General features: G+C 49.4%; 22 protein-coding genes and 1 pseudogene. 17 read left to right on the top strand and 6 right to left on the bottom strand.

Annotated features, from left to right (window positions below; translation table 11 throughout):
- The first annotated feature begins 7 nt into the window (after window positions 1-7).
- Both E5161_RS08770 and E5161_RS21400 read left to right on the top strand, forming a co-directional pair.
- Window positions 8-3,355, top strand: coding sequence for a DEAD/DEAH box helicase family protein (locus E5161_RS08770; protein ID WP_136777335.1), 3,348 nt, complete (start codon window positions 8-10; stop codon window positions 3,353-3,355).
- Window positions 3,356-3,839: 484 nt separating this feature from the next.
- On the top strand, window positions 3,840-4,205 hold the full coding sequence (locus tag E5161_RS21400) for a leucine-rich repeat protein (RefSeq protein WP_136777334.1): 366 nt from the start codon (window positions 3,840-3,842) through the stop codon (window positions 4,203-4,205).
- On the opposite strand, the gene E5161_RS08760 is transcribed toward E5161_RS21400, so the two are convergent.
- On the bottom strand, window positions 4,095-5,231 hold the full coding sequence (locus E5161_RS08760) for a glycerate kinase (RefSeq protein WP_136777333.1): 1,137 nt from the start codon (window positions 5,229-5,231) through the stop codon (window positions 4,095-4,097). The two genes, E5161_RS21400 and E5161_RS08760, sit on opposite strands and share 111 nt — an antisense overlap.
- A gap of 162 nt (window positions 5,232-5,393) precedes the next feature.
- Here E5161_RS08760 and E5161_RS08755 point away from each other — a divergent pair, with 162 nt between their 5' ends.
- Complete coding sequence (locus tag E5161_RS08755) at window positions 5,394-6,491, top strand: CdaR family transcriptional regulator (RefSeq protein ID WP_136777332.1); 1,098 nt, start codon at window positions 5,394-5,396, stop codon at window positions 6,489-6,491.
- 57 nt (window positions 6,492-6,548) lie between these two features.
- Here E5161_RS08755 and E5161_RS08750 read toward each other — a convergent pair whose 3' ends face one another.
- The 3 genes from E5161_RS08750 to E5161_RS08740 form a co-directional block, all read right to left on the bottom strand.
- Window positions 6,549-6,932, bottom strand: coding sequence for a VOC family protein (locus E5161_RS08750; protein WP_136777331.1), 384 nt, complete (start codon window positions 6,930-6,932; stop codon window positions 6,549-6,551).
- 39 nt (window positions 6,933-6,971) lie between these two features.
- The gene (locus E5161_RS08745) at window positions 6,972-7,247 is read right to left on the bottom strand and encodes an ArsR/SmtB family transcription factor (protein ID WP_136777330.1); all 276 of its coding nucleotides are present in this window, start codon (window positions 7,245-7,247) and stop codon (window positions 6,972-6,974) included.
- Between the two features lie 105 nt (window positions 7,248-7,352).
- Window positions 7,353-7,835, bottom strand: coding sequence for a C40 family peptidase (locus E5161_RS08740; protein WP_136777329.1), 483 nt, complete (start codon window positions 7,833-7,835; stop codon window positions 7,353-7,355).
- Between the two features lie 279 nt (window positions 7,836-8,114).
- Here E5161_RS08740 and E5161_RS08735 point away from each other — a divergent pair, with 279 nt between their 5' ends.
- Window positions 8,115-8,540 (top strand): MarR family winged helix-turn-helix transcriptional regulator, encoded by a 426-nt coding sequence (locus E5161_RS08735; RefSeq protein WP_169306640.1) that lies wholly within the window; start codon window positions 8,115-8,117, stop codon window positions 8,538-8,540.
- Window positions 8,541-8,596: 56 nt separating this feature from the next.
- Here the strand turns inward: E5161_RS08735 and E5161_RS08730 are convergent, their stop codons facing one another.
- Window positions 8,597-9,019: a cupredoxin domain-containing protein gene (locus tag E5161_RS08730; protein WP_246042149.1), complete on the bottom strand. Its 423-nt coding sequence runs from the start codon at window positions 9,017-9,019 to the stop codon at window positions 8,597-8,599.
- A 380-nt stretch (window positions 9,020-9,399) separates the two neighbouring features.
- On the opposite strand from E5161_RS08730, the gene E5161_RS08725 reads away from it, so the two are divergent.
- The gene (locus E5161_RS08725; protein ID WP_169306639.1) at window positions 9,400-11,142 is read left to right on the top strand and encodes a pyrroloquinoline quinone-dependent dehydrogenase; all 1,743 of its coding nucleotides are present in this window, start codon (window positions 9,400-9,402) and stop codon (window positions 11,140-11,142) included.
- A gap of 73 nt (window positions 11,143-11,215) precedes the next feature.
- Entirely contained in the window at window positions 11,216-12,331 is a 1,116-nt protein-coding gene (locus E5161_RS08720; protein WP_169306638.1) for a carboxypeptidase-like regulatory domain-containing protein, read from the top strand.
- 64 nt (window positions 12,332-12,395) lie between these two features.
- On the opposite strand, the gene E5161_RS08715 is transcribed toward E5161_RS08720, so the two are convergent.
- Complete coding sequence (locus tag E5161_RS08715) at window positions 12,396-13,769, bottom strand: N-acetylmuramoyl-L-alanine amidase family protein (RefSeq protein ID WP_136777325.1); 1,374 nt, start codon at window positions 13,767-13,769, stop codon at window positions 12,396-12,398.
- A gap of 218 nt (window positions 13,770-13,987) precedes the next feature.
- Between E5161_RS08715 and E5161_RS08710 the strand changes: the two are divergent.
- From E5161_RS08710 to E5161_RS08660, 11 genes and pseudogenes are all read left to right on the top strand, one after another.
- Window positions 13,988-14,242: pseudogene (locus E5161_RS08710) on the top strand (ArsR/SmtB family transcription factor); the annotation flags it as partial.
- Window positions 14,235-16,340: a heavy metal translocating P-type ATPase gene (locus E5161_RS08705; RefSeq protein ID WP_136777323.1), complete on the top strand. Its 2,106-nt coding sequence runs from the start codon at window positions 14,235-14,237 to the stop codon at window positions 16,338-16,340. The pseudogene E5161_RS08710 and the gene E5161_RS08705, both read left to right, overlap by 8 nt.
- Window positions 16,341-16,398: 58 nt before the next feature.
- The gene (locus E5161_RS08700) at window positions 16,399-16,953 is read left to right on the top strand and encodes a DNA-3-methyladenine glycosylase I (RefSeq protein ID WP_136777374.1); all 555 of its coding nucleotides are present in this window, start codon (window positions 16,399-16,401) and stop codon (window positions 16,951-16,953) included.
- Window positions 16,954-17,061: 108 nt separating this feature from the next.
- Entirely contained in the window at window positions 17,062-17,508 is a 447-nt protein-coding gene (locus E5161_RS08695; protein ID WP_136777322.1) for a MarR family winged helix-turn-helix transcriptional regulator, read from the top strand.
- Between the two features lie 65 nt (window positions 17,509-17,573).
- Window positions 17,574-18,047 carry a VOC family protein gene (locus E5161_RS08690; protein ID WP_136777321.1) on the top strand — a complete coding sequence of 158 codons (474 nt, stop codon included), beginning with the start codon at window positions 17,574-17,576 and terminating at the stop codon, window positions 18,045-18,047.
- 28 nt (window positions 18,048-18,075) lie between these two features.
- On the top strand, window positions 18,076-19,266 hold the full coding sequence (locus E5161_RS08685; RefSeq protein WP_136777320.1) for an alpha/beta fold hydrolase: 1,191 nt from the start codon (window positions 18,076-18,078) through the stop codon (window positions 19,264-19,266).
- Window positions 19,267-20,041: 775 nt separating this feature from the next.
- Window positions 20,042-20,971 (top strand): ribokinase, encoded by a 930-nt coding sequence (gene rbsK, locus E5161_RS08680; protein ID WP_136777319.1) that lies wholly within the window; start codon window positions 20,042-20,044, stop codon window positions 20,969-20,971.
- A gap of 60 nt (window positions 20,972-21,031) precedes the next feature.
- Window positions 21,032-22,045 (top strand): LacI family DNA-binding transcriptional regulator, encoded by a 1,014-nt coding sequence (locus E5161_RS08675; RefSeq protein ID WP_136777318.1) that lies wholly within the window; start codon window positions 21,032-21,034, stop codon window positions 22,043-22,045.
- 91 nt (window positions 22,046-22,136) lie between these two features.
- Window positions 22,137-22,610: a ribose 5-phosphate isomerase B gene (gene rpiB / locus E5161_RS08670; RefSeq protein WP_136777317.1), complete on the top strand. Its 474-nt coding sequence runs from the start codon at window positions 22,137-22,139 to the stop codon at window positions 22,608-22,610.
- Window positions 22,611-22,758: 148 nt separating this feature from the next.
- Window positions 22,759-24,069 (top strand): ABC transporter substrate-binding protein, encoded by a 1,311-nt coding sequence (locus E5161_RS08665; protein WP_136777316.1) that lies wholly within the window; start codon window positions 22,759-22,761, stop codon window positions 24,067-24,069.
- Between the two features lie 67 nt (window positions 24,070-24,136).
- Window positions 24,137-25,033, top strand: a complete 897-nt coding sequence (locus E5161_RS08660) for a carbohydrate ABC transporter permease (protein ID WP_136777373.1) — start codon at window positions 24,137-24,139, stop codon at window positions 25,031-25,033.
- Window positions 25,034-25,044: the final 11 nt, after the last annotated feature.

The raw sequence follows: 25,044 nt of genomic DNA, 5'->3' as shown, positions 1-25,044 counted from the left end.
GAATGTTGTGCCTGCAAACTTTGATTTCCTTGAAGGACAAGCTGAATATGCACTGTTCGCGCCGTCTGCTATCGAAGCGGAGCGGGTGCTTGCGACTTCACCAGCGATGGCGGCGGTAGGGAGCCGGAAGGCAATGGAGTTGGCGGTGAAGTGGGTGTATTCTGCCGACAACACCATCAAAATGCCCTATAAGGACAATTTGCAGTCGCTCATTCATGAGCCTACTTTCCGGTTTGCAATGGAAAACCAGACCTGGGCAAAGCTCCTTTATATCGTCAAGTTAGGCAATCTCGCCGTGCATACAGAGAAAGCCATCAATCGCAGTGAAGCCGTGCTTTCTATGGCCGCGTTACATGAGTTCATTCAATGGCTTGACTATTGCTACGGCCTCAGATATGAAGAGCGCACTTTCGATGAACAGCTGATTCCCGAGGGTAAGGTTACTCTCGACGAAGCGGCGATCAAAGAGAGCAAGAGCTTGATCGAGCAGCAAAATGCGGAAATCGAGAAGCTCCGTGCTCAAATCGAAGCGATGAGCACTCAGCTTACTGGGGATAAGGCGAAGCATCAGGCAGAGCGCCGGTTTAGCCCTGTTGATCTGCCGGAGTTCCTGACCCGGAAAAAGTATATCGACGTTGATTTAAAGCTTCTCGGATGGACAATCGGCGACGACGCCAGGGAGGAAGTCCCGTTGTTTGGAATGCCTAATCCGGAGGAGAAGGGCTTTGCCGACTATGTGCTGTATGGCAAAGATGGTTTGCCGCTCGCGATCATAGAAGCGAAGCGCACTTCGAAGGATCCCAAAATCGGAACCCAGCAGGCGAAGCTCTATGCGGATTGCTTGGAGCGGATGACAGGCCGAAGGCCGATGATGTTCACAACGAACGGATTCGAATCCTACCTGTGGGATGATCAATCCTCTCCTCAACGTCAGGTAAGCGGCATTTTCTCCAAAGCCGATTTGGAGAAATTGATGCAGCGGCGACAAACTTGCAAGCCGCTGGCCGAAATAACAATTGACGATAAAATTACCGACCGATACTACCAAAAAGCCGCGATTCGCGCGGTCTGCGAAAATATCGAGACCGGCCATCGGAAATCGCTGCTTGTTATGGCGACGGGAACAGGCAAGACGAGGACGGCTTCCAGTTTGACCGACGTACTGTCTCGCGGCGGTTATGTGACGAACATCTTATTCCTTGCCGACCGCACTGCGCTTGTTAAACAGGCAAAGGATGACTTCAAGAACTATTTGCCGGACATGTCTCTCTGCAACCTGCTAAGCAATCGGGACGATAAGTCGGCTCGGATCGTGTTTTCGACGTATCCGACGATGTTGAATGCCATTGATTCCGCGAAAAGCAAGGACGGTAAACGCTTGTTTACCCCTGCCCATTTTGACCTGATCATTATCGATGAAGCTCATCGCAGCATTTTCAAGAAATACAGAGCCATTTTTGAATACTTTGATGCCATGCTCGTAGGCTTGACGGCAACACCCAAAACGGAAGTGGACCGCAACACTTACGAGTTTTTCGAAATGGAGAAGAGCGTACCTACTTATGCCTATGATTACGAGACGGCGGTAGAGGAAGACCATGTGCTCGTTCCGTACTATAACATCGAGGTCGGCACCAAGTTTCTCGATCAAGGAATTGCATACGATGATTTGCCGGAAGAGGACAAGGAGCGCTTCGAAGAAGACTTTACGGATGAGGACGGCAACATGCCCGACGCGATCCCTGCTCCGGCGTTAAATGCTTTTATTTTCAACCAGAATACGGTCGATCTAGTGCTCCAAGACCTGATGAACAAAGGTATCAAGGTCTCTGGCGGCGACAGGATCGGGAAAACGATCATTTTCGCTCAGAACAAAGATCATGCGGACTACATTGTAAAGCGGTTCAACAAATTATACCCCCAGTACAAGGGTGGATTCGCCAAACGCATTACGTATCAAGACAGCTACGCGCAATCGCTCATCGATGAATTCAAGGTGGCGGACAAAGAGCCGCACATCGCGGTATCGGTCGATATGCTGGATACGGGTATCGATGTACCGCAAATCGTGAATCTCGTGTTTTTCAAGAGGGTACGGTCCAAGGCGAAGTTCTGGCAGATGATCGGCCGGGGAACAAGGTTGTGCAAAGATCTGTTCGGTGCCGGCGAAGATAAAACTCATTTTGTCATTTTCGACTACTTGGGCAACTTCGAGTTTTTCCGGCAAAATAAAGAGGGACTCGAAGGCAACGAGACGTTAAGCCTTGCAGAAGCGATTTTCGCGAAGCGGGTAAGGCTCATTCACCATTTGCAGCATGCTTCGTTCGCAGATGAACCTCACCAGTCTTTTCGTACGAAACTCGTCCAGACCGTTCTTCATCAAATTCATCAATTGAACTCGGAGCTTGTCTCGGTAAAGTTAAAGCTTCAATACGTAGAGAAGTTCAAACGCAACGAGGCCTTCGTATGCTTGTCGGACACGGATAAACATCAACTCATCGAGCACCTTGCTTCCTTGGTTTACATGGAGGAGTTGGACGAGCATGCCAAGCGTTTCGACAATCTCATGTATGGATTGATGCTTGCGGGAATAGAGGGAACGCCTCAGTTCAAGAAGTGCAGAAAACAACTGACCGAAACCTGCGGTGCTTTGTCGGAACGAGCGACGATTCCTCAGGTGAAAGAAAAGCTCACGCTCATTCGTACGATCGGTACCGATGAGTTCTGGGAAAATGCCGGAATTTTGGATTATGAAAAAATCCGGGTCGAGCTTCGAGACCTGGTGAAATTTATCGTGGATACGGGCAAACCCGGTCCGATCTACACGAATTTGAAGGACGAAATCATCGGGGTCAAAGAGGGGGAAGCGCTGTATCAGGCGTACGACTTCGAAGACTATAAATTAAAAGTGAATCGCTACATTGAGAAGAACCGGGATCACATTGCGATCCACAAGCTGCGTAACAACATAGCGTTAACAGCAGCTGACTATGAGAGCTTGGAACGTATTTTCACCGGCGAACTAGGCACTGCAGAAGATTACATGCGGGAATTCAAAGACACTCCGTTCGGCTTGTTGGTGCGCAAGGTGGCCAAGCTGGAACCGGAAGCGGCGATGGCCGTTTTCTCATCGTTTATCAACGAACAAGCTCTGAACCAATCGCAAATCGTATTCGTCAAAAAAGTCATCGATTACGTCGTGCAGAACGGTTACATCGAGAACGTCTCGGAGTTGATGAAGCCGCCGTTCGATAAACCGCAAAGCTTCATCAAGCTGTTCGACGGTTCTAAGCAGAAGCAGCTGGTAGAACTGGTTTCGATGATTAAAGATAATGCGGTGAAAATCGTGGGATAAAGAAAATGAAGAGATCCACTTATCTTGAAGTGCACCCCTTAGAACGGACATTGAGAAAAGACCTCTCAATGACGATACATTCTGGGGGGTGCACTTCAATGTTGTCCGGGATCTTTTTATTGGCTATGGAAACCTTTATTCACCCAGTGCCGACTAAGCTAACGGATACATAGGAAAATTAGGAGATCGGAATCAGCCGGTATGGAGGGAACTCTGTGCCGGTTTTATTTTGGGAGAATGATGGGAGAGCATTCTTGTAGACTGATTTTGGAATTACCCTTTTACTGCTTGTCACAGGTATTCTTCTCGAGCGGAAACAACGAGTAAAATTCATCAATATCGGAGGTTGGCGATGCGTCGAGTCCTTTTATTTATGTTTGCGATTATTTTTTCCAGCAGCGGCTTATCCATCCCTGAGGTCCACGCGGATAGCGTATAGGAAAGCGATTTTACTTACATAGAGCACGAAACCGAGATCAGCATCATGGGGTACTCGGGAACGAGTAAGGATGTTACGATTCCTAGTTCAATTGCCGGAAAGCCGGTAACCTACGTTACAGGTCTCAACGGTAAACAGCTTACAAGCGTTACGATTCCGGATAGCGTCACAATCATCGGCAGCAATGCGTTTGCGAACAACGCATTAACCGAAATCACGATTCCGAGCAGCGTTACGCACATTGTGTTATTCCCGTCGCGTTTTTTTGTCTCTTGCTCCAAAAATCCGGGTCGCCGCAATTTATCCGTCCATCGCTTGTTTGAGAAAACCCATTACATTATCGCTGCAAGAAGCCAGCATGGCCGGTGCTTGATTCATGCATGTTTGCAGATCCGAAGGCTCGGTCACTAAAGCGAAACAACCCGAGAAGTGCTCTCGCAGGAGATGGTAGTCCGGCCCCAGACTGCCGGATATAAGTATGGCTTTTGCACCGTGCTGTTTGGCTAATTTGGCAACATGCAACGGGAGTTTGCCGTAAAGCGATTGCCCGTCTGTACGCCCTTCGCCTGTAACGACCCAATTGGCTTGAGCTATCTTGGCTTGAAGTCCAGCCGCTTGTTCAATGAGCTGCGCTCCGGAAATCATCCGAAATCCGATCATGAGTAAAGCAAAACCAAGTCCTCCGGCAGCTCCGGCCCCTGGCATCTCGTGTGATGAACGGTCGCCGGTGTGGTCTTCAACGAGCTGGGCATAGCGTAACAGTGCGGCGTCCAAGGCTTTGATTTGGCTGGGAGTCGCGCCTTTTTGCGGGCCAAATACATAAGAGGCTCCTTCCGGTCCGCATAGAGGATTGGTTACATCGCTGGCAGCCAAAAGCTCGCATTCCGCAAGCCTTGGGTCAAGCCCGCTGAAGTCTACCGCAGCCACTTGCTCCAACTCTCTGCCGAAACCCTGCAGCTCCGTTCCACTTGCATCCTTAAAGCTGACACCGAGCGCATGCAGACACCCCATGCCCCCATCATTGGTAGCACTGCCGCCTAGTCCGACAATGAACTTTCGAAAACCCAAGTTCAAAGACTGACGGATTAATTCGCCCACACCTTTAGAGGTTGTGTTGTAAGGATTGCGCAGTGATGCCGGTACCATCGTCAATCCAGCGATATTGGCCGTCTCGATCACGACAGTATCATCATGAATGATTCCTATGAATGTTGAGGCTTCATCACCGAGAGGACCGGTTGCATGAAGAGCGGTCAATCGCCCCGAGTTAGCTTTGACTAATGCTTCAACGGTTCCCTCACCTCCATCGGCCATAGGGACGATGTCAATATCGGCTTCGGGAAAATGATTGCGAATGGCCGCCGATATAATCGTTCCTGCCTGCAAGGAGGTGAGGCTGCCTTTGAACGAATCGGGAGCGACGACAAATCTTAGCATTGATGTTCCTCCGTTTCCATGCTCGAATTATATTCATTGTAAGTGAAAAGAGTCTCAATCGTCTTTAGAAGAAATATACGAAAATAAATGAAATTAAAGCCCGAAATATTGTATAATTGATCCAAATTTCATGCTAAAAAATGCTGTAATGAGGAACGGGGAATGGTGTTGCTTACCAAAGAATTGGCGCAAGAACTTGTCAATGAGACGATGAAATGCGTTGACCGGAACATCAACATCATGGATGCGCAAGGCATCGTTATCGGAAGCGGGGATCCGTCGCGGATCGGACATTTTCACGAAGCCGCTTATGAAGCCATTACATCCAAGCAGATGCTCATTGTGAACGAAAAGAATGCATCGCGGTGGAGAGGTGCGCAAGCGGGCGTCAATTTGCCTATTTTGGATGGCTCAATCGTTATCGGAGCAATCGGGATTACAGGTTTGTCGGAAGATGTGAAGCCGCTCGGACAGCTAGTGAAAATGACAGCCGAGCTGCTTATACGCCAAAAAAAACTTCGTCTCCAGGAGGAATGGAGACAACGAACGGTAGACGGGATTGTGAAAGAGTTGGTTGAATCGGATTTGCCGGATGCAATCTGGATTGAGCACCGACTATCCGATTTACAATTAAATTTGGCGTGTCCTTTTCGGGTTTTGCTGCTCTTCTCACCAGATAAAACTGTTTCAGAAGAGATCCTATATCCATTTGCCTGTTCGACGTTTAAACCTGAGGAAGCTTTGGTCAGCATAATGAAACCGCACGGAGTAGTGGTATTGATCGGTGGGGTGGATAAAACGGGTATCACAAGAAGGCTTGAGCTTTTGCAGGAAAAATTGAATCGCTTGAAAGAAGATGTGCAACTGGTCGCAGCGTGCAGCGGGCAAGTTTTGCATTTTCGTGAGGCTAGAGTTGCATTTCGGGAAGCGATCTTAGCGAATCGTCTTTCGTCAGTCCACCCAAACCCTATCGTTTATTTCGAGGAAATAGAGGCCGAGGCTCTAACTCATGTGATTCCCACGGAACATTTGGAACGGATTCTCGGCAAAGTGAAGCCGGTATGGAACACTAAAATGCAAGAAACACTTTCTTGCCTGTTTGCTTGTCATTTAAACATGGCTGAAGCGGTTAGGCAACTTGGCATTCATCGAAATACGATGCTTTACCGTCTTGAGCGAATTAAAGAGATAACCGGTTATGATCCTTTGCATTTTCAGGATGCCATGATTTTGCAATGGGTGGTATGGTCTTTAGGATGATTTTAGATTAAGGGATATAAAACCCCGTCCTAATATTAGGACGGGGTTAACATAAAGTTACTTCTGCGCTATCTGAATAAGGTTGCCGCATGTATCGTCGAAGACAGCAATGGTGACATCGCCCATTTTTGTCGGCTCCATAGTAAACTTAACGCCGAGGTTCATTAATCGTTCGTACTCTTTACGAACATCTGCAACGCCAAACATTGTTGCTGGGATGCCTTCGGCAAATATCTTCTTTTGATACTCTTTGGCGGCCGGATGGTCATTGGGTTCGAGTAAAAGCTCGGTACCGTTTTGATCATCTGGAGAAACCAGCGTAATCCACCTAAATTTTCCGATGGGAACGTCATGCTTTTTTACAAAGCCGAGCGTTTGTGAATAAAACTCCAGTGCTTTGTCTTGATCTTGTACGAAAATACTGGTAACAATGATTTTCATACTGTTGGTGCCTCCTTTGAGATATAAATTTTAATAAAGCTACTCGATCCATCCTTTAAGCAAGTTTTTAAGTGGTTCGTTGTTGAACGTAAGTACCCGATATTTTCCCTTTTGTTTTGATTTTAGGAGCCCTGCATCTTCCAATACAGAAAGATGTTTAGCTATCGCCTGTCGCGATATGGTAAGGCCGTGCCTTGTAATGAGTCGAACCGTAAGCTCATACAACGTCTGATCGTTGCGTTCGGATAGTTCGTCTAGTATCAGACGCCGAGTTGAGTCGCCGAGTGCTTTGAATATAGCGTCTTCGTCCCACATACAACCATTATAAGCAACCGCACGGTTGCATGTCAAGGGAACCGTATGCGTTATGAAACAGTCATACCTCCCGCTTTGGAAGCGGGAGGTATGTAATGTCTATTATTATCGGATGACGCGACGTGCGGTAACATACTTTGTTTTCCAGTAACTCGTTTTCATGCTTGAAACGGTGACACCTCTTGAACTGGAGGTATGCAGCATCTTGCCGTTTCCTGCGTAGATTCCGACATGGCTGATTCCTTTGCCGTTCGTGTTGTAAAAAATAAGATCACCGGTGCTGATGTATCCCGGCGTTACCTTTTTGCCCACTCGTGCCTGCGCAGTTGAAGTCCGCGGAATGGACAGTCCGAGTTTTTTATAGACAAATTGAGTAAACGAGGAGCAATCGAAGGCATAAGAACTGCCGCTGGGAGCGCCGAATCGATAGGGTACGCCCAAATATTTTTTGCCGGTGCTGATGAGTTTGATTGATTTAGCGGTCGCTGCTTCCGCTTTTGGAACAGACGTGACAATTGCGCTGCCAAAACTTATGGATGTGATGACTGCGGTCAGGGCTGCTTTTTTGAACAGTTTTGAAATACGCATGCTGCTAACCTCCAGTGATGTTTAAGTTCCAAGCAAGCATACCATATTGAATTTTTCACTATATTTCCAAAAAGACTGAAAACACTTAGGACAAGCGACAAAACCGACTTTCTAAGAAACCCGTTAGAAACCTCTCATGACTTTTTTGGAAGGAACATACGATTTCGCGTTGTGAAACGATAAGCTTCAGACACAATGGGCACCTTTGGAAAGAACCGAATATTCAATTATAATGAATCCATAACAGAAGACACCGGATGGCTGGAGGAGAGTTTCCGTTTGGATAGACGAAAATACTTGTCGACGTACTTGAAAAATTTTTTCCTGCATCGGAAAATGTGGGAGTCGGAGTGGACCAAGCGTAATCGATCCGGATTGACCAGCAACCAGGCTATAGTCCTTCTCATTCTCTATCATTCCGGCCCGCAGCAGGCGAAGGACCTCATGGGGCTGCTGGGCGTCAGCTCCGGCGGCGTGACCGTCATCGCCGATAAACTCATCGAATTGGGCGCCGTCCGGCGGAATAAGAAGGAAGAGGACCGGCGGGGCGTGCTGCTGGAGCTTACGGATAAAGGCCGGGAGCTCTTCCCCATTGCGGAAGCCGACTTCAATGGAGTCATGGATCATATATTCGCCGGGTTAACCGATCCGGAGGTAGCCATGTTGGCGCAGTTGTTTGGCAAACTTGTCGATATGAATGAATAGCGAGCAACGACAAAAGGCTTTCCCCATGTGGGGAAAGCCTTTTAATTATAGCGGGATTATTCTACGATCAGTTGTCCGGTCATGTTGTCATGCCCGGTTCCGCACATGATGGAGCAATTAAAGTCGTAGGTGCCGGCTTTGTCCAGCACGACCGTAGCGGTTTCGCCGTTCTTGATGTTTACGTTCAGATCCTTGATTTCTAAGCCGTGAACGCCGCTTTCGTTCTTCAAAGTGATTTTGAGCGTGTCGCCGACTTTTGCTTTGATCTCTTGCGTATCGAATTGGAAGTTGGTCGCGGTAACGGTGATTTCTTTCGTTTCTCCGCCGGCGGCAGGCGCCGAAGCGGATGCGCTGGCCGAAGCCGATGCCGAAGGGCTGGAAGACGCACTGTCATTGTTATTGCTGCCGCAAGCGCTCAGCGCCAATACGGATGCCAAGGCGACCAAGGCAATGAAAACCGTTGATTTCATTTTCTTCATGTTCAATCCCCCTTGATGTGAATAAATGATGCTAATTTCTTATCAGTAAGACTCCCGTCAACGAATCAGTATACGCCCAAAGTTCCGCGCTCGTCAAATTTTTTCTGTACAAATATTGTGAATTCAAAACATTGAAATACCCCATTGACGAAAAATAACGATGGGCGTAATATGCTTTGTGAATGTTATGTGTCTTATTAGTAAGATAAATCCGTCCATTTTTTCAACTAGAAAGGGGTCCTCTTTTTCGGAAACCCGCGTACCGCCACACGTAATCGACACACGCAAGCGGTTCTGACGTCGCGGTCATTTTCGAAAAAATGAAAAAATGTTTTTTCTCAGTAATAGGTTTACAAGATTCGATACGGGAGGAACATACCTTGAATAAGAAAATGGCTTTGTCCGGCGCAGTGATGGCCGCAATGCTCGCACTTACAGCATGCAACAGCAATAACAACTCCGATGCTTCGACATCCCCGTCGGCATCTTCTTCGGCTTCTGCATCGGCATCTTCTTCGCCTTCGGCAGCCGCCGGCGCGTCATTCGAGAATTTCCCGACCTACGGCTTTGATTTGGGCAACACCCGTCACGTTCCGTTTACCCAAATCACAGCGGACAACGCAAACGATCTCGGTGTCGTGTGGACCGCCGACTTCAAATCGCTCGACAAAGACGTGAAAAACGGCAACCAGTCTTATCCGGTCGTCGTAGACGGCGTGATCTATATCACCACGGGCGGCAACCAGGTATTCGCCTTTGAAGGCACAACTGGTAAACAACTGTGGCATTGGAAGCCGGACGCTGCGATGCTGGAGAAAATCAGCAAGGGCGGCATCGTCGCCAACCGAGGCGTTGCGGTCGGCGAAGGCAAAGTATTCATGTTGACCACCGATAATCAAATCGTGGCGCTGGATCAAAAAACCGGTGCATTGGTTAAACAGGTCGCCATCTCAGACGCGGTCGAAGGCGTTACACTGGAAAATGGATACTACGAGACGACGGCCCCGATTTATTACAACGGCAGTATCTATATCGGAAGCAGCGGCGGTGACAATGGCGTGCGCGGTTTCGTTATGGCGTACAAAGCCAGCGATCTTTCCCCGGCTTGGGACGCACCGTTCTGGACGGTTCCGCCGAAAGGACAAGATTGGCTCAAAAACAGCAAATATCATGGCGGCGGTGCCGTGTGGAACCCGGTCGCCATCGACGAAGAGACCGGCATCATGTACTTCTCCGTGGGCAACCCAGCTCCGGACTTCTTCGGCAAAGACCGTCCCGGCGCCAACCCCTACACGGACTCGGTCGTCGCGGTCGAAGCGGCGACGGGCAAGCTCATCTGGGCGCAGCAGGAAGTCAGCCATGACGAGTGGGACTACGATGCTGCGGCGTCCCCGATGATTATGAAAGCCACGGTAAACGGCAAACAGCAAAAAGTCGTCGTCGAAGGCGGCAAATCCGGCCAATGGTGGGCATGGGACGCGGCTACCGGCAAAGTGATTTGGGACGGTGTACCGTTCGCGAAGATCGACCACCCGGTACCGACGGAAGAAGGCGTGCTGGTCTACCCGGGCACGCTCGGTGGAGAGAACTACGCTCCGGAGACGTACGATCCGGCGACGAACTATGTCCTCATTCCGGGCATCGAATACCCTGCTTTGATCAAGAAGGCCAAAGACCAAGATCACGCATTCGACAAATCGTTTAATGGAGCATGGGCGTTCGGCACCGCCATGGGCGAAGTCCCGGCCGATATCGTACCTTACGGCACCATTACCGCGATTGACGTCAATACCGGCAAACAAGTGTACCAGAACAAGACGAAAGACATGATGCGCGGCGGATTGACGAGCACGGATACCGGCCTCGCTTTCTATGGCGAACTGGACGGCAAAATCAACGCCATGGATATCAAAACCGGTAAGGTTCTCTGGTCGTTCCAAACTGCCGGAGACAACATCCAAGCGGCACCGGCGCTTTTCACCGTCGACGGTAAGGAATATCTGACCTTCACGTCCGGCGGCAATAAGCCGAAAATTCACGTCTTCGCGCTCGGCGGCGACAAAACGCAAGGCGGCACGGGCAAAGCTGATAACGGCAATGCACACTCCGAAGGCGGCAAGTAATCCGAAAGTTGCAAGGGTAAGAAAAGCGGGTTCTTCGGGACCCGCTTTTGATTTGGTAAGGAGGAATAGCCCCATGAGATTCATGACCAAAGCGTTCGTGCTTCTGCTGCTTGCGGCAGTGGCCGCCGGCTGCACGGGTAACCAAACGTCCGGGGGCAAACAGGAACAAGCTTTCGAAATCCGCCTGGATCAGACGGCTTTTTCCCTCAAACAGTGGAAAATGGACGGATCTCACCGGTCCAGCGTGGGAGGTACACTGTTACTCGGAAGCAAACCTGTCGCCGGAGCGTTACTGCGAGCAGGGGATAATAAACGTGATATCGAGACGGACGCGAGCGGCAAATTCGAAATCCTGCTGGATCAGAGCCTGCTGGGAACCACGGCCGTGAAGGTCATCTCTCTCGACACGGCGAAATTGGACGGAGCGTCGTTAAGTCATGACGAGCAAAACAAAGGTCTTTCCATTTCCGCGGCCATGCGGGTTTATTACCCCATCGTCATCGAATCCGCAGCCAAGTCCGCACAAGACCCGGAAAAAACCGTCGTGAAAGGGAGACTGCTGGCCGACAAAACCGCTTCGGTCGCGTACTTCCAGCAGGACAAATACCGGATCTCCGGTACCGTGAAGGACGCGGACGGAAAGCCGGTTCAAGGAGCGACCGTGTGGATTGATCGAGACGGCGGAGAAGGTTTTGCCAAATCCGTCGCCACGGATAAAGATGGTCGCTATGAAATGTTTTATTTGCCGGAAGAAGATGAAGAGACGAACTTATCCGTTCGATACAATTCGGTGAAATATACGCTGCCGGAGGGGAAAATCTATCGCCTCCCCGAAGACACGAGTTTGAATATCGACATCACGCTGCCCCGAGAGGGAACGGTCATCGCCGACAAGCCGCCGACGCTAGTCAGCCATACCGCCCCGGGCGCCTTATATACCGGAGTGGTGGTCGGATTGGATATTCCGCAAGGTACCGATTACACCGTTACCATTCCGGACGCGGAAGGGCACTTCGGTTTGACGGTTCCTAGCCGCGTTTGGGAAACGAAGCCATCGTTCTTCGAGACGAACATGACCAAGTTTATTGCGGAAGGCGAGATGAAGGCAGGAGATGCCATTCCGGCAAGCTTTATTGAAGCTGCACCGAACGCTCCAAGACAAATCCAGACGATGCAAAACGAACCGTGATCGCGACATCGCTATATATTCACAAGACCCGCTTATCTTTGGCTCATCGGGACTGAACATTTGTTTACAACTTCAGAAACTGCTTAATGGATACGGCAATGGCTTCAGCCATTGTCTGCTGCACGCTGTCGTTAAACAACTTCTTTTCTTCATCCGGATTCGAAATAAAACCCATTTCAAGGAGAACAGCCGGCATGTTCGTCTCACGGATGACATGAAAATTAGCTGTTTTTACGCCGCGGTCATAAAAGCCAACCATGGCCTGAATGTTATTATGCATAATCTGCGCCAGCTCTTTGCTGTTTTGATGCAGGTAGAACACTTCCGAGCCGTGGGCAGCAGAAGAAGCCGCATTTGCGTGAATGGAGACAAACACATCGGCATTTACGCCATTTGCAAGGTTTGTCCGGTCAGTAAGAGTCGGGTAAGTATCACCGGACCGCGTCATGATCACTTCAATGTTGCTGTCTTTCGAAAGAAGCGCTTGGACCTTGGTTGCAATTGCCAGCGTAAAGGTCTTCTCCATTTTGCTGCGGCTTGCAGAAATAGCGCCGGGGTCTTTTCCGCCATGACCTGCATCAATTACAACCTTAAATTTACGCGAAGGTTTTGGAGTTGGCACCGTATCACTTGGTTTGAGGGTAAATACAATTTGCTTTTGTTCTTTATTTTGAACACCAGAGATGGCGGCACTCGAAGCCATATCAAGCACAAAACGTATGGTTGACGTTTTGTCATCATATAGCCCATACCTAATTTGAGACACCAGTGGATTATTTACCGCAATGGACCCAGTAAAAGTGGTCGGATCATTTGAATTCACGAATCCGTTAAAGCCGTTATCCAATGACGCGTTCGGCACATCAATGACAATCCGGTCCGGGTTTTGCAGATACATCGTCGAATATGTAACATCGCCTAGATACGACAACGTAATGCTGTTATCCGGCGACATGACGATGTTCTGGATCACGTTTTTACCCGGAGCATTGGAAGGCGGAGTCACAACGGGATTCACAAGCAGCACCGAACGACTTTTGGCGTCCCAAGAAACTTGAAGACCAAACTGTTCTGCGATAAAACGCAACGGCAGCATGCTGTAGCCTTTCACAATGAGAGGCTTAGACGGCATATTCACCTTACGGTTATCGATCAGCGCTACTGCGCTGTCAAGGCTAAGCGTAAGACTCTTTTCATCACTTTTTATTAAGATTTTTCGACTCGCTTTATTGTAATCCACGCGATAACCAAGCGACTCCGAAATAACGCGAACCGGAACAAACGTTGTTCCGTTAACGATGGTCGGCGGCTGCGGAGGGTTAAGCTTAGTTCCGTTTAGATACAGGTTGGGGGAGGCGCTTGCGGCATACATCTTTTGTCCGGAGAATATGACGGCGAAAAAAACTGCAAAGCTAAATACGATTAAAAACTTCCTCACGAGCTCGTTTCTCCTCACTTTCAAATCTTGATGATATTCAAATGGTTTAGACACCACTTTTTTGGGTAAGTTTCTTTTTATGTGGCAATTAGGGGATTAGAATAAATTAAGTTGACAGCAATCGACGAAAAAATCATAAAAAAAGGCGTCCGCGCGGGACGTCTTTTATTGTTAACATTCTAATGCCCACTTGAATGAGTTGGAAATTTACGGTACCATTGGCCGACGATACCCGAATGAAAATCGCTTACGCGCTCTCCAAGGAAGAGGAGCTTTGCGTGTGCGATGTCGCCAATATTACGGGATCCACGATCGCAAACGTTTCCCATCATCTGCGAACGCTGAAGAATATGGGGCTTGCTAAATATCGTAAAGAAGGCAAGCTCGTGTTCTATTCGCTTGACGATGATCATGTAAAACAGCTCATTATGCTTGCAATGGCGCACCAGCGGGAGGAAAAGGCGCATGTCTGAGACAGCAGAGAAAAAAAGCGTGTACCGCGTGCAAGGCTTAACATGCGCTAACTGTGCAACGAAATTTGAACAAAACGTAAAGAATCTGTCGGAGGTTAAAGAGGCTAAGGTCAATTTCGGCGCCTCAAAACTTTCAGTTATCGGTGAAGCGTCAGTTGCCGAGCTTGAAAAAGCCGGAGCATTCGAAGGCTTGAGGGTTTATCCGGAAAAAGAGAAGCGGGGGATCGTGCGCGAGCCGTTTTGGAAAAAGAAATCGACGGTACAGATTTTTATTTCTGCCGCTCTCTTGGCTGCCGGTTACATCGCAGGCGATGGACAAAACTCGGCGACAATACTTTTCGGCTTAACCATCATAATTGGCGGCTATACGCTGTTTATCAAAGGGATCAAGAGCCTCGTTAAATTGAGCTTCAACATGAACACCATTATGACGATCGCGATTTTAGGCGCAGCAGCAATCGGTCAATGGGCTGAAGGGGCGACGGTTGTTTTTCTATTTGCCATCAGCGAAGCGCTCGAGAGTTACTCGATGGAAAAAGCGCGTCAGTCGATTCGCTCTCTTATGGATGTGGCGCCTAAAGAAGCGATCATTCGCAGGGGAAATGAGGAGCTGCAGGTTCCAGTCGATCAAATTGCAATAGGCGATATCATGATCGTAAAGCCAGGGCAGAAAATTGCCATGGACGGTTCGGTCTTAAGCGAACATGCTATGGTGAATCAAGCGGCTATCACCGGCGAGTCGCTCCCGGTGTCGAAAACGAAGGGCGACGACGTATTTGCCGGCACGCTAAATGAAGAAGGCTTGTTAGAAATTCGAGTCACCAAACATGCAGAGGATACGACGATCGCAAGGATCATTCACCTCGTTGAAGAGGCACAAGCAGAGAAGGCGCCGTCGCAGGCTTTTGTGGATCGATTTGCAAAATATTATACGCCAGGTATAATGCTCGCAGCGCTTCTGACTGCTATTATTCCACCGCTTATGGTTGGTGACTGGGGCGCCTGGATTTACCGAGCACTGGCGCTGCTTGTCGTCGGCTGCCCGTGTGCGCTTGTGATTTCAACGCCGGTATCGATTGTAACGGCAATAGGTAACGCGGCGCGAAATGGCGTGTTAATCAAAGGCGGTATTCACCTGGAAGAGACAGGGCGGCTTACAGCAATCGCGTTTGATAAAACAGGAACACTTACGAAAGGCGCGCCGGTTGTAACGGATGTCGTCCGAATTGGCTCAGCAGAGGAGCAAGATATTCTAGGCATTGCAGCGAGCATTGAAAAATGGTCAGAGCACCCGCTCGCCTCCGCAATCGTCAAAAAGGCTGACGACGCTTCCGTTGATCTTCATGCTTATAAAGCGGATCAGTTTCAATCGATCACCGGCAAGGGCGCAAAAGCAATTGTTCGTGGAGAGATGTATTACATCGGCAGCCCGCTTCTCTTCTCCGAGATGATGCAAATGGATGCCGCGGTAAGCGAACAAATCCTGGCGCTGCAGAGCCAAGGAAAGACCGTAATGCTCCTTGGAACGGAGCAAGAAATGACAGCCCTTCTCGCTGTTGCCGACGAAGTGCGCAGCAGCAGCCGCTCTCTGATTGAAAAGCTCCACAGTCTTGGAATCAAAAAAACCGTGATACTCACGGGTGACAACAAAGCCACGGCCAACGCAGTCGCAAAGGCGGTTGGCATTGACGAAGTAAAAGCTGAGCTGATGCCCGCACAAAAGCTCGAGGCCATTAAGGCGCTAAAACAAAACGGCAATGTGGCAATGGTGGGGGATGGCGTCAATGACGCCCCGGCGCTTGCCAGCGCAACTGTAGGGATTGCCATGGGCGGAGCAGGTACGGATACCGCTCTTGAAACGGCAGACATTGCGCTGATGGGCGATGATCTTAGAAAGCTTCCATTTGCCATTCAATTAAGCCGCAAAACGATGACAATTATCAAGGAAAACATCAGCATATCGTTGCTAATCAAAGTTGCAGCGCTTCTGCTTATAATCCCGGGCTGGCTCACGCTGTGGATGGCGGTATTTGCAGATATGGGGGCAACGCTTATTGTTACGCTTAACAGCCTTCGGCTTTTGCAAGTGAAAGAATAAACTTTGACGATATTAATTTGGTGCATATGGAGTAATTGGACTGGGGGAAATTCGTTTGATTCAAAGATGCGGCTGGGTAAATGAAGATCCGCTATACATCGCTTATCACGATGAAGAATGGGGAGTCCCGTTAAGAGGGGACAGAGAATTGTTCGAGTTTCTGATACTGGAAGGCGCACAAGCGGGGCTGAGCTGGTATACGATTTTAAAAAAGCGCGAAAATTATCGCAAAGCATTCGATAACTTCGAAATAGAAAAGGTTGCCTCCTACAAGGAGGAGAAGATCGCCGAGTTACTATTAAATCCGGGCATTGTGCGAAATCGCTTAAAAATTGCGGCAGCCATAAAAAATGCCAATGTCGCTCTTCAAATCCAAAGAGAGGAAGGCAGCTTTTCCGATTATCTGTGGTCTTTTGTAGGGAACAAGCCCATTCAGAATCACTGGAAGGTGATGAGCGAAGTGCCTGCAAGTACCCCGGAGTCGGATCAAATGAGCAAAGCTTTGAAAAGAAAAGGGATGACCTTCGTCGGCTCCACCATCTGCTATGCGTTTATGCAGGCAAGCGGCATGGTAAACGATCATATCGAAAGTTGTTTTTGCAAGCTTCACTAGCTTATAGAATTCAAATTAATGCTATTACCGTGACCTGCTTAGGCCTTTACAGTTCATGTGGTTTTGGATATTATTTAGTTAGAATTCTAACTAATGGAGTGTTGATGGATGACAGGAACAGAGCATGAGGAATGGCAGTGGGATAATGGGCCGATCGGCCGGCTGGTTAAAACAACTTTTATTACGCTTCGCAGAGAAGTGGAGAAGCTGCTCGGACCAACCGGACTGACGCATACGCTGTGGAGCGCATTGAGCGTGATTCGCCATTTTCCCGGTATAACCCCATCCCAATTGGAACCCATTCTGATGATCGAACGGCCAAGCGTGACCAGTTTGTTGAACGGGTTAGAGAATAAGGGATTCATTATCCGTAAAGATCATCCGGAGGACGGACGATCCAAACAAATTTACCTCACGGAGGCGGGTTTGAAAATGGCGGCGGAGACCCAACATCTAACGGCTGTGGTGGAAGAGAGGGTGAAAGTTGGGATGACGAAGGAGGAATTCGAAACGCTGAAGGCACTTCTAGTCAAAACGGTTCGAATATTCGAATAGTGCGGCTGCTGTTTTTTTAACGTGATAGTTCGAATTCTAATTACTTTAAATGGAGGAGTATGGAGATGAAAAATCAAAGCGGGCGTTTCCAGTGGCTTGGATTCCATCATGTCGCTGTGGTCACTCCTGATTTGGACGGTACCGTTCGGTTTTATGAGAATATGCTTGGCATGGAGGTATCTTCTGTTTTTCCGGCGACCCGGCAACGCGGCAGACACTGTTTTGTGAAGCCAGGCGACACGGATTCTTGGGGAATTCATTTCTTCGAATATCCGGACGCTCAAATTTTCCAAAGCGCCGATGCGTTGAGACGTCTTTCGGAAAATCCGGAGGCGGCGGACTTATACCGGTTCATGCCCGGAGCGCTTCAACATATTGCTTTTACTCTGGCATCCGAACGAGACGGTATGGCTCTCCGCCGTAAATTGTACAGTCACGGAGTTTTGATTACGGATATTTACGATCATGGGAAAATATGCAATTTTATATTTATCGATAATAACGGATTACAGTTAGAAGCCGCATGGCCGAAATCGTGATGCCGTACCATTGGTAAAGGAGTGGGCGATGTTGAAGACCTTGGCACTCGGTATTGGCATTTCGGCGATCGGACTCGTGGCAGGCATCTTTGCGAGTCTGGCGGCAAGCGCGTACACCCTGAACCCAGCATGGTTTCTTTCGGCCGGTTTGCTAGCCTATGGAGTCGTCTGCTTCTTCGGTTTCTGGCTTGCTTTTCGCAGATCGAAAAAACAGGAAATGTGGCGGCCGGCTGCGGTATTAAGCGGGATCGTCCTTTTATTAGCAGCGTACGTGCTTTTAAAACCGCTGGAAGCATTACCTGCCGAATCCGTTCCGATCGAAGGAGTGCGTTATTGGGAGCTGTCCACGGGATCTCGAATCGCCTATGTCCATGCGGCGGGAATTGGGGGCAAGCAGCCTTATCCCGTCGTATTTGTGCACGGCGGACCCGGCACACCTGACATGGCGGGAGATTTGCGATATTTCGGCGAACTGGCGGAATGGGGTTATGACGTTTATATTTATGACCAATTGGGTTCCGGCAAGTCGTCGCGCCTGCAGGATCCCGGAGGCTATTCCTTGCAAAGAGACGCGGCCGATCTGGAAGCCATCCGGCAGCAAATCGGCGCGGAACGAATGATTCTGATCGGACATTCGTACGGCTGCGAAATCATCGCGCACTACTTGGTGTCTCACGAAAACCGCGTTGCCAAAGCCGTATTGACTTCGCCTGGGGCCATCAATCCGTCGGATCACAGCGACGCGAATTTAACCGCCAGGCTGAATGGGCATCAGCGGATCCGCCTGTACCGGGAGCTGCTGCATCCCAGAGTTCTGTTTGCCTATGCACTGCTGCAAATGAATCCGGCAGCGGCACATTCCTTTGCGGGGGACAAGGAGATGGATGCCCGATTTGACCGTGTATACGCGGAGACGGAACCTGCCCTGCACGCCGGTGGAAAGCGTTACCCATACCGGATATCCGGTCTTGGCTTTTACGCGCACCAGACTCCGCAATCCCACACTGCGCCTGAGAAACCGGATCTTCGCAAAGCGCTTGAAACCGTTCAGGTTCCCGTGTTGATCTTCAAAGGTTCCGAAGATTATTTGTCGCGGGAGTCGGCGATAGATTACAAGAAGGCATTGCGGAATTCCCGACTGATTGATCTGCAAGCCGGACATAACGTTTATCAGGATCAGCCGGACACCGTGATGGAATCGATCCGCCTGTTTTTATAGAAGCCCCACGGTCACCGCCGATGCGGGTTGGACGGCGTATTAACTGAACATAGAGAAGAGGCGGTCCCATGCGGGGCCGCCTTTTGTCGGGGCGAGTTTCGATGGAGGTAGTCAGATACGTTTAAATGCATTTTGCCAAATTGCAGAGGTACCTTTGCGTGGTATAAACTCTGCAACTCTATTTCGCCAAATTACAGCGCTCTCTCAAGGGTCTTCCACCGGAAAATAGCTCTCCAATTTGGCAAAATATCGTTCGGGTGAAACTCCACGGCCTGATGGATGATGCAATTCGGCAAAATGAAATTACAGTCCCGTGCAGTCCGGAGCTTAACCCTTTTCACAAGTCTGATCGAGTATTTCATCATATGGAGAGCCGGGCTTCTCGGCTCTTATTCGACCGGTTGTTCGGTAACTAAACCTTCCTAAATCGGCGAATTAGAACTGAACAAAGCGGTTCCGCACCGTGTCGTCGTACGCGCATTGCTCGCGCTGCTCGAGAAGCAGGCGGAACCGGATTCGTGCAAGCCGCTTCAGCGGTTGACGCGAATGATGGAAAAGTCATTGTCCCATACAAGTGAATAGTGCAGCATAGCCCAGATATAGTCCCGGCACCCGATGTCGGGACTTTTTGCGCGCTTGGCAGGGCATTTCTTGATCTGTTCGTGAGGAAAGGTGCTGAGGATCGGAAGGCATATTTATGAAAAGTACTTGATTATTTAATCGATTTAAGAGATAAAAGAACTTGTGAGTACTCGTGTGATTGGGAGGAGATTATTTGGCGAAAATCGTAGTTGTGGGCAGCATCAATATGGATGTGGTCATACGGGTGCCGCATATCCCCGTTGAGGGGGAAACTCTTTTGGCCGTCAGTGTGGCGAACTATGGCGGGGGCAAGGGAGCGAATCAGGCGGTCGCGGTCGGCCGACTCGGCGGGGATGTGAGTATGATCGGCCGCTTGGGAAAGGATGACTACGGAAAAGCCCTTTTCGATAATCTGTCGAACAGCGGCATTCACACGGAGGGTATCCAGTGGGATTCGGAAGAGCCTACAGGCACGGCCTTCATTAACGTTTCCGATCGAGGAGAAAACAATATCGTCGTTTATTCGGGCGCTAACAGCCGTCTCGATATTCCGCAAGTGGAACGGTATACCCATTTGCTTGAACAAGCCGAATATTGCTTGATGCAGTTGGAAATTCCGACGGAAACCGTCAAGCATGTCACTGAGGTTTGCCGAAGCAAGGGGATCAAAGTGCTCTTGAATCCCGCCCCCGCCCAAGCGCTTGAGTCGAAGCTTTTAAAGGGCCTTTACATGCTCATTCCGAACGAGTCGGAGCTCGACTTGCTTTGTCCGGAACCGGGAGATATAGAATCGAAAGCTAAGCGCCTTTTTGAAACCGGAGTGCAGAATGTGCTGGTCACGCTTGGTTCCAAAGGATGTATGCTAATCAACAACGAGGGAATTCAATACTTTTCCGCCATTCAAGTAGAAGCCAAGGATACGACAGCGGCAGGAGACTCCTTCATCGGTGGGCTCGCGGTCGGATTATCGCAGGGGAAGACAGTGGCAGAAGCGATCCGGTACGCGTCAGTCGTTGCGGGAATAGCCGTAAGCAGAGAAGGTGCCCAGAGTTCGATACCGGACCGGGAAACGGTTGAAGCCTATATCCAAAATCATGATTTTTCCTCGATATTTAATAATTGACACAAACCGACATCTGCTTTTATACTACAGTTAATCGATTTAAGAAAGGTGGATACATGAATGAAGCGAGCCACGCTGAAAGAAGTGGCCCAATTAGCCGGGGTATCCACTGCCACCGTATCTAACGTGATTAACAGCAAAAAGTACGTCAGCAGCGAAGTGAAGCAGCAGGTCTTTTCGGCTATGCAAACCTTGAACTATCAACCGAACACCATTGCCAAAAGCCTGCGCAAACAGGAATCCCGTATCGTCGGCCTCCTCATCTCCGATATTGCAAACCCTTTCTTTGCATCCGTTGCGAAGGGAATTGAGAAAGAGCTGGCGGACAATGACTACAATGTGCTGCTGTGCAACACCGATTCCAGCGTAGAGCGGGAGCGCGAAAATTTGGAGGGATTGATCGGCAAACGGATCGACGGTCTCATCGTATCGTCCGCAGGCAATACAGGCGATTATTTTCGTTCATTGGAAGAAACCGGCGTGCCGATCGTGTTTTTGAACCGTTGTCCGCAATTCATGAACTGCGACGTCATCTTGACCAACAATATGAGGGGAGCCTATAACGCGACGGAACATCTGATCCGTCACGGTTATCAACGAATCGGAATCATTACGGGGCCGACTTCACTCAGTACCGGTAAAGACCGGCTGACGGGTTACCGCAGAGCGTTGGAGGACTATGGCGTTACTGAGCAGGAGGATTTGGTTAAGGAAGGCCGTTTCGATATTGAAAGCGGATACGAGAAAATGAAGGAGTTGATGGAACAGGAGAATAAGCCGGATGCGTTATTTATCTCCAATAACTCAATGACGCTGGGCGGGTACAAATATTTGCGGGAAAAGGGAATCCGTATTCCTGAACAGCTGGCGGTCATCGTATTTGACGATCCCGAATGGGCGGAATTGGTGGATCCCCCCGTAACCGCCGTACGCCAGCCTTCTTACGAGTTAGGGATGCAAGCCGCCAAACTGATGATGGCGAGCATCAAGGACAGGAAGACAAAACACGACATTATGTACATGGATCCCGCGCTAATCGTGAGACAATCGTGCGGATGCCCGGCTGTATCGTAACCTAGGGAGGCCGCCGCAAAGCAAGCACGATAAACAAGTTTAGTTAAACGATTAAACAAAAGCGGGACCAAAATCGGAGGAGAGAAACCGCATGAAAATCGCAGTTGGCGGAGACCACGCAGGATTCCCTTTAAAGGGCACTGTTGTAAACGTTTTAATATCTTTGGGTCACGAAGTAACCGATTATGGGACGCATGACACGAACCCCATCGATTTTCCGGATATAACGAGAACGGTGTGCAACGCCGTGCTCTCCGGCAATGCGGACCGCGCCATCTTGGTATGCGGCACGGGCGTCGGTGCGAGTATTGCAGCAAACAAAATTCCCGGAATACGCGCTGCAGTATGCCATGATGTTTACTCCGCCCACCAAAGCGTGGAACATGACGACGTCAATGTGATGTGTGTCGGGGCACAGATCGTAGGCCCGTGGCTCGTGGTCGATTTAATTGAAAGTTATTTGAAAGCTGAATTCAGCACGGATGAAGAGTTTCGCAGACGAGTCGAGAAGCTGCATGCCATGGAACGAGAATTTGCTCCGCTGAGTCCTGGGTCAGGCAGTTGACGGATACAGGCAGCGTGCACTTGGGGAGGTGATGCTTGTTGTAAGACAAGCAAGGGGCGGATCATCAAAGATCTTCCAAAAGATAATTTCGCCTGACTTTACCTGACGTAAAAATTGTACCGTTACCATTCATGGAGGAGGAAGTACCTTGAAAAAGCAAAAATGGGTGTCTGGCTTGCTGATTGGTGTGTTACTGCTGCTTGCAGCTTGCAGCAATGGAAAAAGTGAACAATCCGGCAGTGCCGGAGTATCCTCTGATACCGCTTCGAAGGAGAACGTCACGATTCGTATGGCGTGGTGGGGCGGCCAAGCACGGCATGATATGATGAATGCTTTGCTGGATAAGTTTGAAGAAAAATATCCGAATATCAAAGTTGAACGCGAATTCGGAACCGAGAACCAATTCGTCGAGAAAATAAATACACAGGCCGCCGGCGGCAACACGCCGGATGTCGTTCAAACAAGCAGCTTTTTCCTGCACGATTTCGTGGCACGGAAAATTCATATGGATTTGGACCCGCTCGTCGCATCGGGCGATCTGTATATAAGCAACTTCAGCGATGCGGATTTGAACGGCGGTAAAGTCGACGGCAAATTGTATATGATCAGCTTCGGTCACAATATCACAGGCGTCATTTACAACACGGCCATTTTCGAAAAAGCAGGCGTTGCGCTTCCGAAAAATAACTGGACCTGGGACGAATACTTCCAAACTGCGCAAGAGCTGCAAAAATACTTAGGCAAAGATGCATGGGCTTCGGAAGACGAAGGCGGTACTTATAGAGGATTCGATATGTTCTTGATGCAGCGCGGAAAGTCTATGTTCAACGGTAATGACCTTGGCTTTGAGAAGCAAGACTTGGTGGACTGGCTTGCATTCTGGGATAAAATGCGCAAAGCCGGTGTCGTTCCGCCTGCCGCGATCCAAGCGGAACAAGGCGACAAGCCCCAGGAGCAGTCCATGCTGGCCCGAGGCAAAGTGGCCATGGTCAGCAAAAGCTCCAACCAGCTGAAAATTTTTCAGAAGAGCACGAAAGACAACCTAGGCATCGTCAGCTATCCGCTCAGTCCGAGCGGGGACCAAGTATTTCCGCTCATCATTGCAGGCGCGGGTATCTCGCCTAATTCCAAACATCCGAAGGAAGCGGCCAAGCTGCTTAACTTTATTGTAAATGAAGGCGATGCAGCTACCATTTTCCGCGGTGAACACGGTCCGCAAGCCTCGAAAAAAATGCAGGACGTAATTATGGGCAGTCTGGGCGAACCGGAAAAAATCGAGTATGCATTTGTCGATGAAATGCTGCCGAGCACGAAGCCATATCCTGCCATGCCGGCGGGAAGCACGTCCGTTCAAAAGCTTGTATTGACGGAGAATCAAGCGGTCGCGTTCGGTAAGAAAACGATTGAACAAGCGGCGGACGACTTCATCGCCCAAGCGCAACAGATTTTAAAGAGATAGGCTGACTCAGAAGAATAGCCTGTGCTAGCCGAGGCAGGCTATTCTTTACTTGAAAGGGGTTCAAATCATGCGAACAGAAGCAGCACGAAGACGAAGGGAAAGCCTGATCCCCTATCTGTTTTTAGCTCCTTGGCTGATAGGCGTTTTGGCTTTCAGCGCCGTTCCTATCTTCACCTCTCTTTATTTATCCTTTACAAATTACAATTTTATTGGGACTCCTGACTGGATCGGATTACGCAACTATATCACCATGTTTACCGATGATCCGCAATACCTTCAATCGTTAAAAGTAACACTCATGTATGTGTTCGTCGCAGTTCCGTTAGAGCTGGCTTTTGCCCTGGGTTTGGCGCTGCTCTTGAACAGGGGAATCGGCGGACTGGGCATTTACCGATCCCTATATTATATCCCTTCATTAATAGGGGGCAGTGTTGCCATCGCCATATTGTGGCGGCAAGTATTCGGCGCAGAAGGTATTGTGAATAAAACGTTGGGGATATTCGGCATTGATATGCCCAGTTGGATCGGAACTCCTTCCCATGCTGTGTGGGCGTTGATCCTGCTCAAAGTATGGCAGTTCGGCTCACCCATGATCATCTTTCTGGCAGGACTTAAACAGATTCCGAACGATTTTTACGAAGCTTCATCTTTGGACGGAGCGGGACGTTGGAAGCAATTCACGCACATCACCGTCCCGATGCTGACGCCGATCATACTCTTTAATGCCATTATGCAGATGATCAGCGCGTTTCAGGCGTTTACCCCGGCGTATGTGATAAGCGACGGCACTGGAGGACCGGTAAACTCCACTCTCTTTTATACGCTCTATCTTTATCAGAACGGCTTCGGCAACTTCCAGATGGGCTACGCATCTTCGATGGCGTGGGTTCTGTTTATCATCATCGGTATTTTCACTTGGCTCGCGTTCAAATCATCGAACAAATGGGTTCACTACGATAATTAGAAGGTGACGAT

The sequence above is a fragment of the Cohnella pontilimi genome (assembly GCF_005049045.1).
Classification (GTDB): Bacteria; Bacillota; Bacilli; order Paenibacillales; family Paenibacillaceae; genus Cohnella; species Cohnella pontilimi.
This window is presented reverse-complemented; position numbering and strand designations above follow the sequence as displayed.

Coding starts and splice junctions, on each gene's coding strand:
- E5161_RS08675 (WP_136777318.1), top strand. CDS start 21,032: ATGAAGCGAGCCACGCTGAAAGAAGTGGCCCAATTAGCCGGGGTATCC.
- E5161_RS21400 (WP_136777334.1), top strand. CDS start 3,840: ATGGGGTACTCGGGAACGAGTAAGGATGTTACGATTCCTAGTTCAATT.
- E5161_RS08685 (WP_136777320.1), top strand. CDS start 18,076: ATGTTGAAGACCTTGGCACTCGGTATTGGCATTTCGGCGATCGGACTC.
- E5161_RS08740 (WP_136777329.1), bottom strand. CDS start 7,835: ATGCGTATTTCAAAACTGTTCAAAAAAGCAGCCCTGACCGCAGTCATC.
- E5161_RS08690 (WP_136777321.1), top strand. CDS start 17,574: ATGAAAAATCAAAGCGGGCGTTTCCAGTGGCTTGGATTCCATCATGTC.
- E5161_RS08730 (WP_246042149.1), bottom strand. CDS start 9,019: ATGAAGAAAATGAAATCAACGGTTTTCATTGCCTTGGTCGCCTTGGCA.
- E5161_RS08745 (WP_136777330.1), bottom strand. CDS start 7,247: ATGTGGGACGAAGACGCTATATTCAAAGCACTCGGCGACTCAACTCGG.
- E5161_RS08720 (WP_169306638.1), top strand. CDS start 11,216: ATGAGATTCATGACCAAAGCGTTCGTGCTTCTGCTGCTTGCGGCAGTG.
- E5161_RS08755 (WP_136777332.1), top strand. CDS start 5,394: ATGGTGTTGCTTACCAAAGAATTGGCGCAAGAACTTGTCAATGAGACG.
- E5161_RS08695 (WP_136777322.1), top strand. CDS start 17,062: ATGACAGGAACAGAGCATGAGGAATGGCAGTGGGATAATGGGCCGATC.
- E5161_RS08660 (WP_136777373.1), top strand. CDS start 24,137: ATGCGAACAGAAGCAGCACGAAGACGAAGGGAAAGCCTGATCCCCTAT.
- E5161_RS08705 (WP_136777323.1), top strand. CDS start 14,235: ATGTCTGAGACAGCAGAGAAAAAAAGCGTGTACCGCGTGCAAGGCTTA.
- rpiB (WP_136777317.1), top strand. CDS start 22,137: ATGAAAATCGCAGTTGGCGGAGACCACGCAGGATTCCCTTTAAAGGGC.
- E5161_RS08750 (WP_136777331.1), bottom strand. CDS start 6,932: ATGAAAATCATTGTTACCAGTATTTTCGTACAAGATCAAGACAAAGCA.
- E5161_RS08760 (WP_136777333.1), bottom strand. CDS start 5,231: ATGCTAAGATTTGTCGTCGCTCCCGATTCGTTCAAAGGCAGCCTCACC.